Below are 15,201 nucleotides of genomic sequence, written 5' to 3'. Positions count from 1 at the left end.
CTTCGCGGACACCGGCTGGGTCCAGGTCCACCTCGACACCGAAGGCGACCTGTTCCTGCTGCAGTCCCTGGTGAGCCTGGCCATCCAGGCCAACGACCCCGCGTCCCACCCGGTCCGCCCCGCCGTCACCGACTGCCCGGCGTCGCGGTGCCACACCACGGCGCCCAAGGCGCCGGCGTGGGCCGTGACGAGGGCGCGCAGGACGCGCTCGCAGGGTTCGTCGGAGGGAGTCAGGACGAACAGGCGCCGGCCGGAGCCGTCCAGCGCGGTCGGCATGTCGTAGGCGACGGTGAGCGTACCGGCCGTCTCGTGCCGGAAGCGCTCGGCGCCCCGCGAGCGCTCGTGGACGCGCTGGTCGCCGACCATCTCGCGGGCGAAGCGCTCCCACCGCCGCCTCATCGGGCCGTCGCGGGGGTACGGAAGAACGTGGAAACCGCAGGTGACAGCGCCGCCAGGCGTTACCGCACGGGGATACGCGTCCGGGGGAGCAGATGTCGGAAGCAGGCAAGCCGCTGGGTGTGTGCCGGGCCGTGCGGAGAGTCGCCTGGCCGGCGGTGTTCGCCGGGGCCGTGGTGAGCGGCCTGTACGCGGTCATGGGGCTGATGGGCCACGGCACGCCGCTGCTGCTGCCCGTGGCGCTCGTCGTGCTCGTCCTCGTGGGGCGGCCGCTGGCCGTGCTGGGCGGCCGTACGCGCCTCACCGGCGGCGGCATCGTCACCCGGCGGCCGCCGCTGTGGCGTGTCGCCGTGCCGGGCTCGTGTGTCGGCCTGGTGACGATCCGGCGTGGGCTGCTCCTGGAGTGGCCGGTCCTCTGCCTGCGCGACGGCAGGCTGGTGGAGCTCGCGGCCCCGGCCCGGTTCTGGTTCCGCGCCGACCCGGAGTTCGACCGCGCGCTGGACGCGCTGTGCGCCCACGTCCGGGCGCACGCGGGCGTCGTGACCCGGCCGCAGTGGAGCGTGCCGCGCCTGGCCGCCGGCCCGCTGCTGACCGTGGCCGCCGTCGTGCTCGTGCTCATCGACCCGCCGTGGGCGAGCGACGCCTGGCCGCTGCGCCGGCACGCCCGGCACCTTCCCGACGCGTGCCGGATGTTCGACGCCCAGGCGCGGGTGCTGCTGCCGGGGGCCACGGTGGACCGGATGCTCAGCCGCAGCGACGACCTCCCGCACGTCGCGCGGCACACCTGCCAGTGGAACTCCACCCGTCTCGCGGCCGACGGGACGACGCTCGTCGACTTCGGACGGCTGAGCGTCGTGCTCGAACTGGAGCACGGCGTCGGCCCGGTCAGCGACGCCGAGGAGGCCCACCGCGACTTCGTACGGGAGACGCGGATCGACGCCGGGCAGTCCGAGACGAGGATCCCGCACCTGGGCGACGAGGCGGAGCTCATCGACATGCGGCCAGGTTCGGATCTCGCCTGGGTCGCCGTCGCCGTGCACCGGGCCAACATCGAGGAGAAGATCGAGCTGATGTACCGCGAACGGTCGCGCGAACGGGAGGCCGCCAGGACCGCCGAGAGCCTCGCCCGGCTGGGCCTGTCGGAGATCCACTTCCACCGAACGTAGCCGCCCGTTGTCCACAGGCTGTGGACAACGGGGACTGGCGAGCGGGATGCAAGAGCATGTCCGAGCAGGACAGAGCCATGAGACGCAGGGGCCACTCTCCGGTCAAGTCGCTGACCCGGAGGGGGCTGACCGGCTACTGCTGGTAGTCGGTGGTTTCACTGGAGTCGCCTGCCTCCCTCGGCTGCGGGTCCGCCGAAGGGGAGGCCGGGAGATGCCGCGCACGCAGCCTGCGGAGCGGTACTGAGATGGCGTACGGCGGCGTGGTGCTGGCCGGGGTGGACGGCACCGACTCGGGGCGCGTCGCACTGCAGACCGCCGCGGCCGAGGCGGTGTCGGGCGGACTCCGGCTCGTGGCCCTGCACGTACGCCGGTCGCCCCGGCCGCTGGAGCTGATGGCGTGGGAGGCCTATCCGCTGGCGGAACAGTGGCGGGACGAACTCGAACTCGAAGCCTGGCTGCAGTGCGCGCTGCTGCTGGCTGACCTGCCTCTGGAGTGGGAGTACGCGGTCGTCGACGGCGAACCGGCCCAGGCACTGCGCTCGTACGCCGCCGACCGGGCGGCCTGCGCGCTCTTCGTCGGCTCCCGCATCCGTCGGGGCTGGGCGGCCCGCCTGCACCGCTGCCCGGCCCTGGACCTCGAACGCCGTTCCCCCTGCCGGGTCCGCGTGGTCCGCTTCCCCGACGTGCCGAATCCGGTCTGAGGCCGGCCGGACGCCGCGACGAAAAGGCCCACTGTGCGCGACAAAAAGCTTACTGTCCGACAACTTCGTTGATGTGCACATATGTACGGTTTTGCAGGCTTACTTCGCTCTTCTGTGGGAAAGCTAGCTGGCGCCTAGGCGGTCCGCGAGATAACAGAATTTCCGGCAAAGAGGTCAGCGATGCCTAGACGATCGATCTACAGCAAGAATCGGGCCACCGCGGCTGGGGAATCGACCCAGGGATATTACGAAGCGCGATGGATTCGACGTCGCCCTCGCCGGGTCGCGATTCGACTACTGGTGTTCTTCGTTCCTTTCATGTTCTTCACCGTTGTGCTCTCGTGGCGGAACGGGTTGGTGATCGGCTTACTCGCGGTGGCCGCGGAATTCGCCTACGTGTGGCGTCGCCATCAGATGGCGACCTCGATCTTCAAGTCGAGGCGCGCGGCGCGGACGACGGTCCGGGCGCTGTTCCGGCTGGAGCGGGAAGGCTACTACGCGTTCCACGATTGTCTCCTGGAAGGGAACGACACCGCCGATCATATACTCGTCGGGCCGACCGGGATCTGGTTGATCGATAGCGAGACCTTCCGGACGCAGACCCTCCTTTGGCCAGACGATGATCGCCTTGATGCGGACGAGTTTCCGCCGGTTTCGCCAATTATGACGGTCCAAAAACAGGCCGAGGCCATGGCCGAGTTCGTTCGCGGCACTCTCGGTAAGAATATCGACACGCATGCGATTCTTGCCGTGAGCGGCGCACCCTGGAGACGTCTCAAAGTCGAGGAAGTAGGGGGAGTGCCGGTCGTCCACAGCCGGTTCGTCGCGGCGTGGATTCTGAATAACGCCGACCCGATCTACTCGCCGGAAGATGTCGAGCAGATCATCATCACCGTGGCAGACCGGCTGTCGCTGCGCGGACAGACCGGCGACGATGAGATTCCCTGGCTGACCAGGGCGCTGCGGTCGCATCGCCCCGACACGCGCGCTCGCCGCCCGTCCCGGCGCTATATCCCACGGCCCGGCCGGGGAGACGCCCGAGAAGGCGGCCGGCGCGGGCGGAGCTGAAGCGCGGCTACCGAACCGTTCTGGTCACGACTCGACGAGCCTCGGGAGGCACCGGCGGTGCCTCCCGAGGCCGTGTCGATCTGGTTCAGCGTTGGCCGGGCTTGTCGACTACCGCGACCTTTTCGGTGGCCAGGCCGCTGGTGACCGTGCCGGCGGGCAGGTTGAGGTTGAGGTGCTTGGTCTTCGCCATCTCGATCTCGGCGGCGGTGGGCTTTCCGCCCCACACGGTCTCTTCCCCCACGACCTGGTATGTCTTCGGGTCCAGAAGCAGGCGGCGGCCACCGCGGGAACCGTAATGGACGCCGATGACATGACGGCCGACTCCGTCGACGATGTCCCGGTCGATCCGCACGTCGGGCAATGTGGCCATGGCGCGGTACACGGCCGCCTGGATCCGTGGCGGGGCGGTGATCTGGGCATTGCGCAGCAGCTGCACCATGCGGGAGTACAACAGCTGGTTCTGGTCCAGCCCTGAATCGCCCGGCAGCTTGTCGAATCGGCCGGACAACGAGGACAGCTTGTCGAGCAGCGCACGCGGATCGGTGGGCAGCGAACTCAGAACGGTGTAGGCGCCTTGCGGTGAATCGATTCCGCTTTCACCGCTCTTCTTGTGGACGATGAACCTGCCGCCGTCGAAGTAGGCTTCCGCGCGGCTGTCGAACCGCGACCACTCTTCGTCGACGCGGTGATGACCGTCGCTGCCGGTGCCGTACTCCACGGTCTTGGTGTAGATCCACTGATGTGGCCTGGGCGTGATCGCCGTGCGCAGGGACACGACCTGCGCGGCGTGGGTCAGGGTCACCGAGGCGCTGTCGAGCCGAACGGGCGTCCGGGCCGGACTCCCGGAGCCCGTCCCGACGGTCGCGACCCCGACCGCCGTCGCCACTGCGGCGGCGGCCAATCCGGCGGTGGCCGGGACGCCCCATCGCGGAATTCTGATCGCTCGGTGGCGGCGTGGGCTCCCGGCCGCCTCCAGCAAGCGTTGCCGCTGCCGCTGTCGCCCGAGTGTGGGCGGCGCCTCCTGGTCCAGCTGCCGTCCCATCCGCGCGAGCATCTCCATCTCATTCATGACGCCATCTCCCCGACGAGCAGAGGGTTGTTGTCTCCAAGGGCCGCCCGCATCTTGCGGCGCGCCCGGTGCAGGCGTGATCGCACGGTGCCCACCGGGATGTTCAGCGCGACCGAGATCTCCTCGTAGGACAGATCCGCCCAGCCGGCCAGCAGAAGCACATCGCGATCGCCGGCGCGCAGGCCGGCCAGTGCCCGTGCGAGTGCCGGGCGGACCGCCACCGCGGAGACGGTCGAGGCCACCTGGTCCGCAGGTTCCTCGGCGGTCGTCTCATGCGAACTTCGCTCCATCATCCGGTAGCGGGCAGCCTCCGACCTGCGATGACGGGAGATCAGCTTGGTGAGGATCCCGAAGAGCCACGGACGAGCGTCCGCACGGCCGGTGTCGAAGCGGTCTCGCCGTTCGAAGGCCACCAGGAACGCGTCACCGACGAGGTCCTCGGCGACGTCCGGTCCCAGCCGTCGTACGACGTAGCGGTGGAGCGTGGCCCAATGACGGTCGAACAGTGCCGCGAACGCCTCTGGTTCGTCCTGGGACTCCGCGATCACCTCGGCGTCGGAACGCTGCTCAGGACGTGAGGCCACCTCGGCGGCGCTCACCGGCGTCCCGTCCGCTGCCGCCTTTTACATCCACTGATCATCGGCAATCCTTCGCATCGAAAACAGTCTCACCCTGTATCGCCACACCTCCCCGATCGAGTTCACGCATCGCCGCGTGGTCCGCTTCCCCGACGTACCGGACCCGGCCTGGCTGCCCGGATACGGCCAGATGCCTTGATGCGTCGATCACTCCGACATATTCCTGACATGGAGCGCCGTCGGAAGCCGGCGCTCGGCCAGAACCCGGCGTGTCGGCCGGGTCGCATCGGGCGATGTGGAGGGCGTTCACCATGGCCGGTCCCCCCACCCACAAGTCACCGCGCGGCCGCGCCGGCCGTCTGGTCCTGATCGGCGGGTTCGGCGCGCTGCTGTTGACGGCGCCGAGCCAGGGAACGGCCCATGCGCGGCCGGCGCACAACGCCGCCGGTACGCGCTGGACGGCGACATGGGCGGCGAGCCCGACGGCGGCCGCTGCGACGGGTCTGTCGGCGATCGGACTGAGCGACCAGACGGTGCGCGACGTCGTCCACACGAGTGTCGGCGGATGGATGCTGCGGATACGGCTGACCAACCGTTATGGCGACCGGCCGGTGACTTTTGACGACATGTCGGTCGGGATCGCCGACGGCGCCGCGCTCGATCACGGCGTCCGGATCACGTTCGGCGGACGGCCGGCGGTGACGATACCCGCCGGCGCCGACGTCGCCAGTGACGCCGTGCGTCTGACCGTCGGCCCGCAGGAGAAGCTGGCCGTCAGCCTGCACGCCCCCGGCCCGACCGGGCCGGCCAGCTGGCACAGCGCGGCCCACACCACGTCCTATGTCGCGGTGGGCGACCACGCGGGTGATCTGTCCGGCGACGCGTTCACGACGCGGGTGACGTCGTGGTACTTCCTCGACGGGGTCGACGTGCTCGCCTCGCCGCGCGACGGAACGATCGTCGCGCTGGGCGACTCCATCACCGACGGCACGGGAACGGCCCTCGACAGCGACACGAGGTGGACCGATGACCTGGTCCGCCGGATCGACGGCGGTCCACCCGGACGCCGGGCGTCCGTCGTCAACGCGGGTATCGGCGGCAACGAGGTGACCCTCGACCGGCAGCCGGCGTACTACGGGGTCAGCGCACTGCACCGGCTCGACGCGGACGTCCTGGCCCAACCCGGGGTGTCGGCCGTCATCGTCTTCGAGGGGGTGAACGACCTGACGGCGGGCGCGGTGCCGGCGACGCGACTGATCGCTGGACTGCGGCAGGTGGCGGACCGTGTCCACGCGGCGCGTCTGCCGGTGATCGGGGCGACGATCACGCCGTGCGGGGGCTACCCGGTGTGCGGCGCCCAGGTAGAGGAGCAACGGCGGCTCGTCAACGCCTGGATCCGTACATCCGGAGCGTTCGACGCGGTGCTCGACTTCGACTCGGTCGTCCGGGACCCGGCGAGGACCGACGCCCTGCGGGCCGGATTCGACAGCGGCGACCACCTGCACCCCAACGCCGCGGCCTATCAGGCGATGGCGGACACGATCGACCTGCGGACGTTGGCACACCTCAGTGGTGCCGGCCCTCGAGACACCGGACAGCACCTGACCTGATTCGTGCAGGTCAGGTGCTGTTCCCGCGAGGCCGCTCTCAGACGGATGGTGTGGCAGGGCCCTCGCCCGCGCCGGTCTGCTCGATCGCGGCGGCGATCTCGTTCAGGTCGGCCGGGGTCAGGTCCAGGTCGGCGGCCGGTAGCCAGCCGTCGACCTGGTCCGGGCGGCGGGCGCCGACGATCGCGCCGGTCACGCCGGTCCACGCCAGGGTCCAGGCGACCGCCACGGCGGCGGGCTGGACCTGGTGCCGCTTCGCGACGGGCACGAGCGCGTCCGCCAGGGCGAGGTTGGTGTCGAGCTTCGTGGTGAAGTCGGGGCTGTGCCGGCGCCAGTCGTCCTCCGGCAGCCTCTCCACCCGCTCGCGAGAGAACGCGCCGGTCAGCAGGCCCGCCTGCATCGGCGAGTAGACGATCACCCCGGTGTCGTGCGCCTCGCACCAGCCGATCTCGGTGGCGGCCGCGCGGTGGATCGCCGAGAACGGCGGCTGGAGCGAGTCGACGTGCCCGAGCTTCTCGGCGGTCTCCAACCGGCTCACGTCGTGGTTCGACAGGCCGGCCGCGCGGATCTTGCCCTGTTGCCTGAGGTCGAGGAACGTCTGCCAGTACTCTTCCAGCGGCGTCCCGTCCTCGGCCGGCCGGTGCATCTGGTACAGGTCGATGCGCTCGACGCCGAGGCGGCGCAGCGAGTCCTCCACCTCGCGGCGGAGCTCCGCGCCGGTGCGGCGTGCCGGCTTGCGGCGGTCGGCGGGGTCCCAGACGAGACCGCCCTTGGTGAAGACGTACGGCCGGTCGGCTTCCGGGATGTCCTTGAGCGCCTGGGCAACGACCTCCTCGGAGTGCCCGAGCCCGTACACGGCGGCGGTGTCGATCCAGTTGACGCCGTGCTCGACGGCGTACCGGATCGCCGCCACGGACTGCGCGTCCTCCTGCGGTCCCCAGGAGAACGCCCAGTCGCCGCCGCCGATCGCCCACGCGCCGAAGCCGACGCGCGTGATCCGCATATCGGTCGTGCCGAGCCGCTTTGTGGGAAGTGCCATGGTTCTCCTCGCTGAACTGGGGTCAGGTCGCGTCGAGCTCGGCGAACTCCTCGTCGGTGAGTTCGAGGTCGGCGGCCTTGGCGGAGTCGACGATCGTCTCGGGACGGCTCGAACCGGGGATGGGGACCACGACCGGCGACTTGGCGAGCATCCACGCCAGCGCGACCTGCTGCGGGCTCACCCCGTGCGCCTCCGCGACCCGGCCGAACGCCGCGTGCTCACCGCCCAGGTCACCGGCGCTGGAGATGCCGCCCAGCGGGCTCCACGGCAGGAACGCGACGCCGAGCACGTCGCACAGGCGCAGCTCGTCCTCGCTGCTGCGGAAGGCCGGGGAGAACTGGTTCTGCACCGACACGAGGCGTCCGCCGAGGATCTCGTTCGCCTCGCGGATCTGAGCCGGATTGGCGTTCGAGATGCCGGCCATGCGGATCTTGCCCTCGTCCAGCAGGTCCCGGAGGGCGCCGATCGAGTCGGTGTACGGCACGGACGGGTCCGGCCGGTGGTGCTGGTAGAGCCCGATCGCCTCGACGCCGAGCCGCTTCAGCGAGGCGTCGCAGGCCCGCTTCAGGTACGCGGGCGAGCCGTCGAGCCCCCAGGAGCCGTCCCCCGGGCGTGTGTGGCCGCCCTTCGTGGCGACCAGCACGCCGGAGGTGTCTCCGCCGTACGTGGCCAGCGCCCGGGCGATCAGCGACTCGTTGTGCCCGATGTCATCGGGGCCGATGTGGTAGGCGTCCGCGGTGTCGATGAGTGTCACGCCCGCGTCGAGCGCGGCGTGCACCGCGGCGATCGACCGGCTCTCCTCGGGGCGCCCCTCGATCGACATGGGCATGCCCCCGAGACCGATCGCGCCGACCTGGACGTCACCGATCCGGCGAGTACGCATGTGACAAGACCTCCAAGATGGCGTTCGTCAGGGCTGCAGCCGCCGGCGGGCGCGGGCCCGGTGCACGGGCGCACGGCGCGGCTCTTCGGGGGCCGCGCGGGCCCGCTGATCGGCGGCTGTCGTCAACAGCCTCCATGCACGGCTTCCCCGTGTCCAACAGAAAAAACAGATGGAATCAAGCAGTTAGAGTGATGAGTCGTGGAACTGCGTCACCTGGAGTACTTCGTCGCCGTCGCGGAGGAGGAGCACTTCACCCGAGCGGCCGAACGCCTGCGTCTCGCGCAGTCCGGCCTGTCCGCCTCGATCCGCTCCCTCGAACGCGAACTCGGTGCCCCGCTGTTCGTCCGCAGCACGCGGCGGGTGGCCCTCACCGAGGCGGGGCGCGCGCTGCTCGCCGAGGCCCGGCGCACCCTCGCGAGCGTCGCGGCCGCCCGCAGCGCGGTCGCCGCGGTCCAGGGCCTGCTGCGCGGCACCGTGTCGATCGGCACCGAGCAGTGCCTGGCCGTCATCGACCTGCCCATGGTGCTGTCCCGGTTCCGCGCCGTGCATCCGGGCGTGGAGGTCCGGCTCCGCCAGGGTGGCTCGTCCGGCCTGGTGGAGCAGGTCCGTACGGGCGGCCTGGACCTGGCGTTCGTCGCGCTGTCCGGCGGGCGCGCGCCGGCCGGGGTCGGACTGACGCCGCTGACGACCGAGCCGATGATGCTGGTCTGCCACCCCGGCCACCCGCTCGCCGCGCGTGAGGCGGTCGACTGGTCCGCGCTGCCGGACGAGACCTTCGTGGACTTCCACCCGGACTGGGGCGCCCGGCAGGTCACCGACCGCGCGTTCGGCGCCGCGGGCCTCGAACGGCACGTGGCGGTGGAGGTCAACGACGTGCACAGCCTGCTCGACTTCGTCGCCGCCGACCTGGGGGTGGCTCTGGTGCCGCGGCCGATCGCGTACAAGAAGAACAAGAAGGTCGTCGCGGTACCGCTGCGCGCGACGGCCCCGGAGTGGGTGGTCTCGGTCGCGGTGCCGTCCAACGGCCCGGCCAACCCGGCGACGGACGCCCTGCTCGCCATCGTCCGCGAGTCCACCTCCGTACGCGACGCCGCCCCCGCCTGAGAATCTCACGCCGCGGTCAGCGAATTACACGCGCTGACGCCGAACAACGCCCGGCTCCGGCCCGGCCGGTTAAGGTTTCCCGCGCGTCTGATGGTGAGTGAGCGCGGGGGTGCGCCGATGAGTGCCGGTGAGGCCGGGGTCTTCACAGCTGTCATACGCAGATTCCTGCGAGGGCCGGAGCAGGACCTGCTACGAGCGGGTCCGGCCGTCGGAAGGGTCGAGCTGCCCTGGTTCGCCAAACTCGGGCACGTGCCGAAGAACGACGCCGAGTGGCGGCAGGGAGTGGACCACGTCATCCAGAAGATGACGCCGTCCGCGGACGAGGTGGTGTGGCGTAAGACGGACGAGCCCCTCTACCGGTACGACGACCGTCCTCCGGGGCGCCTGCTCGACGGCTACTTCACGCCGCACGATTACGTGGACGCCGACCTCTTCCAACACATCGCAGGCCGCTCGGGCTTCGTCAGCACCACGCGGAACGCCGAGATGTCGTGGTCGGGGAGGTTCCAGTACGAGCTGAGCGGCCTGGGCGGCGGCATCGACGTCGACGCGACGGCCGGTGCGCGGATGTACGGCGGAACGCAGCAGGAGGTGGCGTTCCCCGGCGGTTTTCCGGCGCGGTTCGTCAGCCGGTGGCGGTCCGTGCTCAACCCCGAGGAACTAGGCCGCGGTATGCCGCCGAAGTTCAGCGAATGGGTGACGAATCCCAGATTCGATCCATCGTGGGAACGTCGACTTCCGGCGTGACCGGCCCCGCCCACGCGGGGCGGGGCCGGCCCGTACGGCGTCAGTCGATGTAGATCAGGTAGCCGGACGCCTCGGCCTTCTTCTCGAAGTCGGTCACCGGACCGGTCCGCGGGTACTCCTCGGCCAGGTCAGCAGTGGTGATCTGGTGGGCCGCGGCGGCGAGCGTCTTGCAGGTCTGGATGATCCCGTCGGCGGTCATCGTTCCGCAGCGAGTCGCGCGTGGCCTGGAGGAAGATGTCGCAGCGGCCCGCGAGCTTGAGCGTCAGGCACCAGGCATTGGTCATTGCCTGGTCGGTCGTGTCGAGCGTGTCCAGCGGATCGCCGCCGGTGCTCGCCGAGGCGGTGCCTTCGGCGGTCGTGGCCGCCCGGGCGGGCGGCGTCGCGGTCGCGAAGATGCCGACGATGGCGAGCACGGTGGCGAGGAAGGCGGCGGCCTTCGTCGCGGCGCTTCGGGTCGTACGGTCCATGGGGCGTTCCCTTCGGTGCGGTTCGCGGCTTTTGGCGCGAGGTCCTGCCACCGGTATAGGGACGCCAGAATTGATCGCCTACACCCTGGCGTTGTTGGTTTGATCGTGGATTGTTCGCCCTGGTAAGGGGCCTAACGCGGGCGGAGCAGCGTGCGTGGGTCGAAGAACGCGCGGAGCCGGCCGCGCCGGCCCATTCCGTCGCGCAGTCGGCGGCTTACCTCTCCGGCCGTCTCCCACGCCCGCATGGGCAGGTCCGAGGACGTGTCCTCCGGTGCGTACGCCGCGTGGTCCACCATCGTCGCCAGCGCGGACAGCTCCGGCATGCCGTCCGTCAGTGCGACCGCCTGGCCCGTCGTCAGGGACGGGCCCGCCGGGAGGCCGGCCTCCCGCATCCGGTCCACCGTCTCCCACCAGGCACCGAGTACGGCGCGCCGGGGTGAGCGGTCGCGCCGGCGGCGGGCCCGGCGCACCGTCTTGGCGCCTGGTACCGACAGCACGAGCAGTACGAGGAGCGCCGCGGCCGTCAGCCCGATCGGGAGCCACACGTCATCCGACCGTGAGACCCCGCTCGGCGGGCCGTCGCCGCTCGCCCGCGGCCGGGTGCCCCCGCCCCGGCGCGGCGTGGTGTTCTTCAGCGGGTCGTCGACCTGGCCGGTCCGTGTGGGCGTCCGCGGCCGGTTCTCGCGGGTGCCGATCGTGTTGCCGCGCGGGCTGGGGTCGATCGTCACCCAGCCGAGCCCGGCGAAGCGCACCTCCACCCACGCGTCCACGTCGCGGCCGGTCACGGTGAACGCGTCTCCCCGGTACTCCGGGCGGAACCCCATCACGACCCGGGCGTCGACGCCGAGGCCGCGCGCCATCACCGCGTAGGCGCTGGCGTACTGCTCGCTCGTGCCCCGCTTGGTCTCCAGCAGGTGCTGGATCTGGTAGTAACCGTGCCCGCCCGGCACGTCCTTGGCCTCGTCGTACCGGAAGTCGCCCGCGGTCTTGAACCGCTGGTAGAGCGCGATGAGCTGCCCGGACGCCGACGGCCGCCCGGCCACCGTGCGTTCGACGAACCCGCGGATCACGGCGGGCATCGGTGGGGTGAGCGGGGCGGAGGCGGGCACTGGATCGGCCGACAGCAGGGCGCCGGCGTCGGCCTGGTTCACCATCGAGGTCGTGTCGTACGCGGTGGGCGACGCGGTCCCGGCGGGCACGGCGACGTCGCCGGTGCTCTCGTCCACGCCGAGACCCGCGACGGTGAGCCGTGTCGTACGGCCGGGGCTGAGCACCCAGTCCGGATCGCCGGACTCCACCCGGATCCGCGAGGTCACCGTGACCTGCCGGCTTCCGGCGGGCGTGTGCGGCAGCCGGCGGCCGGCCAGCCGGAAGTCTCCGGAGACCGTCCAGTACGTCCCGTCGAAGCGGCTGAGCGTGGCCATCCGCAGGACGCCGCCAGGGCGGGAGGTGGTGCCGGTCACGCGGACCGGCAGCGTCTCGTCGCGCAGCGCGAGGTACTGCTGGAGCGGGCTCACTCCGCTGCGCGGCAGCACCGGCGCGGACACGAGTGTGCGCACGTCGGCCGGCTCGCCCGATCCCGGCGCGGCCGGGCCGAGCAGAAGGGTGGCGGCCACCGCCACCGCGCCGGTCCCGGCCACCATGGCGAGCACGCCCGGCCGCGGCGCCGCGCCCTGACCGGCGAACAGCACGGCCAGCACGAGCACGACGACGGCCGGCGCGTACCAGCCCGGCAGCGGCGGCCCGGACGCGCCGAGCCCCAGCGCGGCGAGCAGGCAGATGAGCGGGGGCACGACCGGGGCGAGCGGGCTGCCGGCGTACGCCGCGAGCAGGCCCGCGAAGAGCGTCGCCAACCCGGCGAACAGGGCGACGGCGCCGAGCGGCGGCCCGGTCGGGTCGGCGGGCAGGGCGCCGGTCAGCAGCCGCCAGGGGCCGTCGGCGATCGCCGCGCCCGACCCGGTCACCGCGATCGCGGTCGCCACCACCAGCACCGCGCCGGCCAGCGAGACGACGGTCGAGGGCAGCCGGGGAACCAGCGCCGCGACCGCCACGACCAGTGTCGCGGCGCCGGCGCACGCGGCCACCGCCGTGACGAACGGCGCCGGTCCGGGCACGCCGCCGAACACCGGCCCGAACCCGAGCCCGGCCAGCGCACCGAGCAGGCCCGCGAGCACGGCGCGCGCGAGACGCCTCATCCGGCATCACCGCTGACCATCCGGTTCCAGGCGACCGCGGCCTCGGCCGCCGACCGCGCGGTGAGGACGGCCATGCCGGGGCGACGCCGCAGCCCGCCGTCGGGCGGCGCCGCGTCACCCGCCAGGGAGATCACGACGACGGGACGGAAGCGCCGCCGCTGCTCGGCGAGCCTGGTGAGCAGGCCGGACTCGGCCGTCCCGGTCACGACCACGAGCGCGCCGCCAGCCGGGCCGCGGTCCACGGCGCGGAGCAGCAGGGCCACGTCGGCGTCCGGGTCGGGCTCGGCGAGGGAGAGCCGGTCGAGCACCGGGCCGTCGCCGGACGCGCCGATGACGTGCAGCTCGACCGGACGGCCGAGGTCCTCGACCGTGTGCACCACCGAGGCGGCCACCTCGACCGCGTCCTCGAACGCGGAGTCGGTCTCGAACGCGCCGGCGCGGGTGTCGAGCACCACGGTCGTCGTCGGTTCGGTCGTGTCGATGTGCTCGCGCACCACGAGGGTGCCCAGCCGGGCGGTCGAGCGCCAGTGGATCTGGCGCGGGTCGTCACCCGGCACGTACTCCCGCAGCGCGGAGAACGTGACGGTGCCGAGCCGGGCGTTCTCGTGGGTACGGCCCTCGTAGTCGAGGACGATGCCGACCGGCAGCGGGCGCATCGGGTGGATCCGCGGATGCACCCACAGCACGTCGTCGCCGGTCTGCCGCCGTGCCCAGCGGAACAGCCCGAACGGGTCGCGCCGCTCCACCGTCAGCGGGCCGAGCGGGATCCGCCCCCGCCGCGGGGCGGGCAGCGGGTAGTTCACCGCCCGCATGCCGCCGGCGGCCACGGTCCGTACGTCCAGGGCGATCGTCTCGGGACCGACGCGGTCCACGGCCGTGAACGCGACGCTCGGACGGCGGCCGGTGTTGCGCACGTGAAGACGGCCCAGCGCGTGCTCGCCCACCGTGACCCGGTCGGGCGTGACCTGACGCGTCAGCCGCACGGACGGGCGGACCGTGACGAAGCAGCCCGCGGCCACGAGGACGGCGGCCGAGCCGATCGCCAGGGCGACGAGCACCGGGTAGCCCAACGCCGCCCCGAGCGCGTACGAGACGGCCGCGAGCACCGCCAGCCCGATGCCCGTGCCGGTGACCGGCCACCGGCGCGGCGCGGCGCCGTCGGCGGGGCCGTTCACCGCGGGGTCGGCGAGGCCGGGTGGCGGGACGCGGACCCGGGCGCCAGAACCGGTACCGGCAGGCGGTCGAGGACCTCGGTGAGCACCGACGACGTCGTGGTGCCGCGCACCTCGGCCTGGGCGGCGAGCACGAGCCGGTGCGTCAGCACCGCCGCCGCGGTCGCCCGGATGTCGTCGGGCACGACGAAGTGCCGTCCGGCGCAGGCGGCATGGGTCTGGGCCGCGCGCAGCAGGGCGAGGCTGCCGCGCGTGCTGACGGCGAGGCGCAGCGCCTCGTGCTCACGGGTCGCCTGAGCGATCATCGCCACGTACCGCGCGATCTCCGGCGCCACGTGCACGGCCGCGATCCCGCGTTGCGCATGGGCGAACCGCTCGGGCGTCGTCACCGCCGACAGTTCGGGCGGCGCCGAGCGCGCCCGGCCGGTGAGGATCTCCTCCTCGACCGCGACGCTCGGGTGGCCGATCGAGATCCTCATCAGGAACCGGTCGAGCTGCGCCTCCGGCAGCCGGTAGGTGCCCTCCATGTCGATCGGGTTCTGCGTGGCGACGACGAGGAACGGCCGGGGCACCGCGTGGGTGACGCCGTCCACCGTGACCTGCGCCTCCTCCATCACCTCCAGCAGCGCGGACTGAGTTTTCGGCGACGCACGGTTGATCTCGTCGGCCACGACCACGTTGGCGAAGACCGGTCCGGGGCGGAACTCGAAGGCGGCGCGGTGCTGGTCCCACACCGAGACCCCGGTGATGTCCGTCGGCAGCAGGTCGGGGGTGAACTGGATCCGGTGCGCGCTGCCGCCGAAGCTCGCCGCGAGCGCCTTGGCCAGCGACGTCTTGCCGGTGCCGGGGACGTCCTCGATGAGCAGGTGGCCACCGGCGAGGAGGCAGGTCAGCGCCAGCCGGATCGCCTCCGTCTTGCCGCGCAGGACCTGCTCGACGTTGGCGACGACGGCGTGCGCCAGCTCGGCCGTCGCGCCGGCGGTGGGCTCGGTGGGAGGTTGCGACATCA

Annotated in this window: 16 protein-coding genes; 7 read left to right on the top strand and 9 right to left on the bottom strand. The window is 72.0% G+C overall.

From position 1 onward, the window contains the following. Nucleotides 1-399 (bottom strand): MmyB family transcriptional regulator (locus tag QSK37_RS50600; protein WP_285637087.1); only part of this gene is annotated, 399 nt, incomplete at its 3' end. Nucleotides 400-491: 92 nt separating this feature from the next. On the opposite strand from QSK37_RS50600, the gene QSK37_RS50595 reads away from it, so the two are divergent. From QSK37_RS50595 to QSK37_RS50585, 3 genes are all read left to right on the top strand, one after another. After that, nucleotides 492-1,562, top strand: coding sequence for a hypothetical protein (locus tag QSK37_RS50595; protein WP_285637085.1), 1,071 nt, complete (start codon nucleotides 492-494; stop codon nucleotides 1,560-1,562). Nucleotides 1,563-1,807: 245 nt separating this feature from the next. Beyond that, nucleotides 1,808-2,263: a universal stress protein gene (locus QSK37_RS50590; RefSeq protein ID WP_285574783.1), complete on the top strand. Its 456-nt coding sequence runs from the start codon at nucleotides 1,808-1,810 to the stop codon at nucleotides 2,261-2,263. Nucleotides 2,264-2,581: 318 nt separating this feature from the next. Continuing rightward, entirely contained in the window at nucleotides 2,582-3,331 is a 750-nt protein-coding gene (locus tag QSK37_RS50585; protein ID WP_285637084.1) for a nuclease-related domain-containing protein, read from the top strand. A gap of 85 nt (nucleotides 3,332-3,416) precedes the next feature. Here QSK37_RS50585 and QSK37_RS50580 read toward each other — a convergent pair whose 3' ends face one another. Both QSK37_RS50580 and QSK37_RS50575 read right to left on the bottom strand, forming a co-directional pair. After that, the gene (locus QSK37_RS50580; protein WP_285637091.1) at nucleotides 3,417-4,373 is read right to left on the bottom strand and encodes a CU044_5270 family protein; all 957 of its coding nucleotides are present in this window, start codon (nucleotides 4,371-4,373) and stop codon (nucleotides 3,417-3,419) included. A 23-nt stretch (nucleotides 4,374-4,396) separates the two neighbouring features. Then, complete coding sequence (locus QSK37_RS50575; protein WP_285637083.1) at nucleotides 4,397-4,999, bottom strand: RNA polymerase sigma factor; 603 nt, start codon at nucleotides 4,997-4,999, stop codon at nucleotides 4,397-4,399. Between the two features lie 290 nt (nucleotides 5,000-5,289). Here QSK37_RS50575 and QSK37_RS50570 point away from each other — a divergent pair, with 290 nt between their 5' ends. Beyond that, the gene (locus QSK37_RS50570; protein ID WP_285637081.1) at nucleotides 5,290-6,588 is read left to right on the top strand and encodes an SGNH/GDSL hydrolase family protein; all 1,299 of its coding nucleotides are present in this window, start codon (nucleotides 5,290-5,292) and stop codon (nucleotides 6,586-6,588) included. Nucleotides 6,589-6,625: 37 nt separating this feature from the next. Here QSK37_RS50570 and QSK37_RS50565 read toward each other — a convergent pair whose 3' ends face one another. Both QSK37_RS50565 and QSK37_RS50560 read right to left on the bottom strand, forming a co-directional pair. Then, complete coding sequence (locus QSK37_RS50565) at nucleotides 6,626-7,624, bottom strand: aldo/keto reductase (protein ID WP_285637078.1); 999 nt, start codon at nucleotides 7,622-7,624, stop codon at nucleotides 6,626-6,628. Nucleotides 7,625-7,646: 22 nt separating this feature from the next. Further along, nucleotides 7,647-8,507, bottom strand: coding sequence for an aldo/keto reductase (locus tag QSK37_RS50560; RefSeq protein ID WP_285637075.1), 861 nt, complete (start codon nucleotides 8,505-8,507; stop codon nucleotides 7,647-7,649). Nucleotides 8,508-8,705: 198 nt separating this feature from the next. Between QSK37_RS50560 and QSK37_RS50555 the strand changes: the two genes are divergently transcribed. Beyond that, nucleotides 8,706-9,611: a LysR family transcriptional regulator gene (locus QSK37_RS50555; RefSeq protein WP_285637073.1), complete on the top strand. Its 906-nt coding sequence runs from the start codon at nucleotides 8,706-8,708 to the stop codon at nucleotides 9,609-9,611. 117 nt (nucleotides 9,612-9,728) lie between these two features. Continuing rightward, complete coding sequence (locus QSK37_RS50550; protein ID WP_285637071.1) at nucleotides 9,729-10,358, top strand: scabin-related ADP-ribosyltransferase; 630 nt, start codon at nucleotides 9,729-9,731, stop codon at nucleotides 10,356-10,358. A gap of 40 nt (nucleotides 10,359-10,398) precedes the next feature. Here QSK37_RS50550 and QSK37_RS50545 read toward each other — a convergent pair whose 3' ends face one another. Next, nucleotides 10,399-10,557 carry a hypothetical protein gene (locus QSK37_RS50545; protein WP_285637037.1) on the bottom strand — a complete coding sequence of 53 codons (159 nt, stop codon included), beginning with the start codon at nucleotides 10,555-10,557 and terminating at the stop codon, nucleotides 10,399-10,401. A gap of 35 nt (nucleotides 10,558-10,592) precedes the next feature. On the opposite strand from QSK37_RS50545, the gene QSK37_RS50540 reads away from it, so the two are divergent. Then, on the top strand, nucleotides 10,593-10,928 hold the full coding sequence (locus QSK37_RS50540; protein ID WP_285637035.1) for a hypothetical protein: 336 nt from the start codon (nucleotides 10,593-10,595) through the stop codon (nucleotides 10,926-10,928). A 28-nt stretch (nucleotides 10,929-10,956) separates the two neighbouring features. On the opposite strand, the gene QSK37_RS50535 is transcribed toward QSK37_RS50540, so the two are convergent. The 3 genes from QSK37_RS50535 to QSK37_RS50525 are packed head-to-tail and all read right to left on the bottom strand — an operon-like array spanning nucleotide 10,957 to nucleotide 15,199. Beyond that, the gene (locus QSK37_RS50535; RefSeq protein ID WP_285637033.1) at nucleotides 10,957-13,020 is read right to left on the bottom strand and encodes a transglutaminase TgpA family protein; all 2,064 of its coding nucleotides are present in this window, start codon (nucleotides 13,018-13,020) and stop codon (nucleotides 10,957-10,959) included. Further along, nucleotides 13,017-14,195 (bottom strand): DUF58 domain-containing protein, encoded by a 1,179-nt coding sequence (locus tag QSK37_RS50530; RefSeq protein ID WP_285637032.1) that lies wholly within the window; start codon nucleotides 14,193-14,195, stop codon nucleotides 13,017-13,019. Before QSK37_RS50530 ends, QSK37_RS50535 begins: the two co-directional genes overlap by 4 nt. Continuing rightward, the gene (locus tag QSK37_RS50525) at nucleotides 14,192-15,199 is read right to left on the bottom strand and encodes an AAA family ATPase (protein WP_285637030.1); all 1,008 of its coding nucleotides are present in this window, start codon (nucleotides 15,197-15,199) and stop codon (nucleotides 14,192-14,194) included. Before QSK37_RS50525 ends, QSK37_RS50530 begins: the two co-directional genes overlap by 4 nt. Nucleotides 15,200-15,201 lie beyond the last annotated feature (2 nt).

Source organism: Actinoallomurus iriomotensis (genome assembly GCF_030269445.1).
GTDB lineage: Bacteria > Actinomycetota > Actinomycetes > Streptosporangiales > Streptosporangiaceae > Actinoallomurus > Actinoallomurus iriomotensis.
Note: the sequence above shows the minus strand (reverse complement) of the source record. Positions and strands in the feature narration are given on the sequence as shown.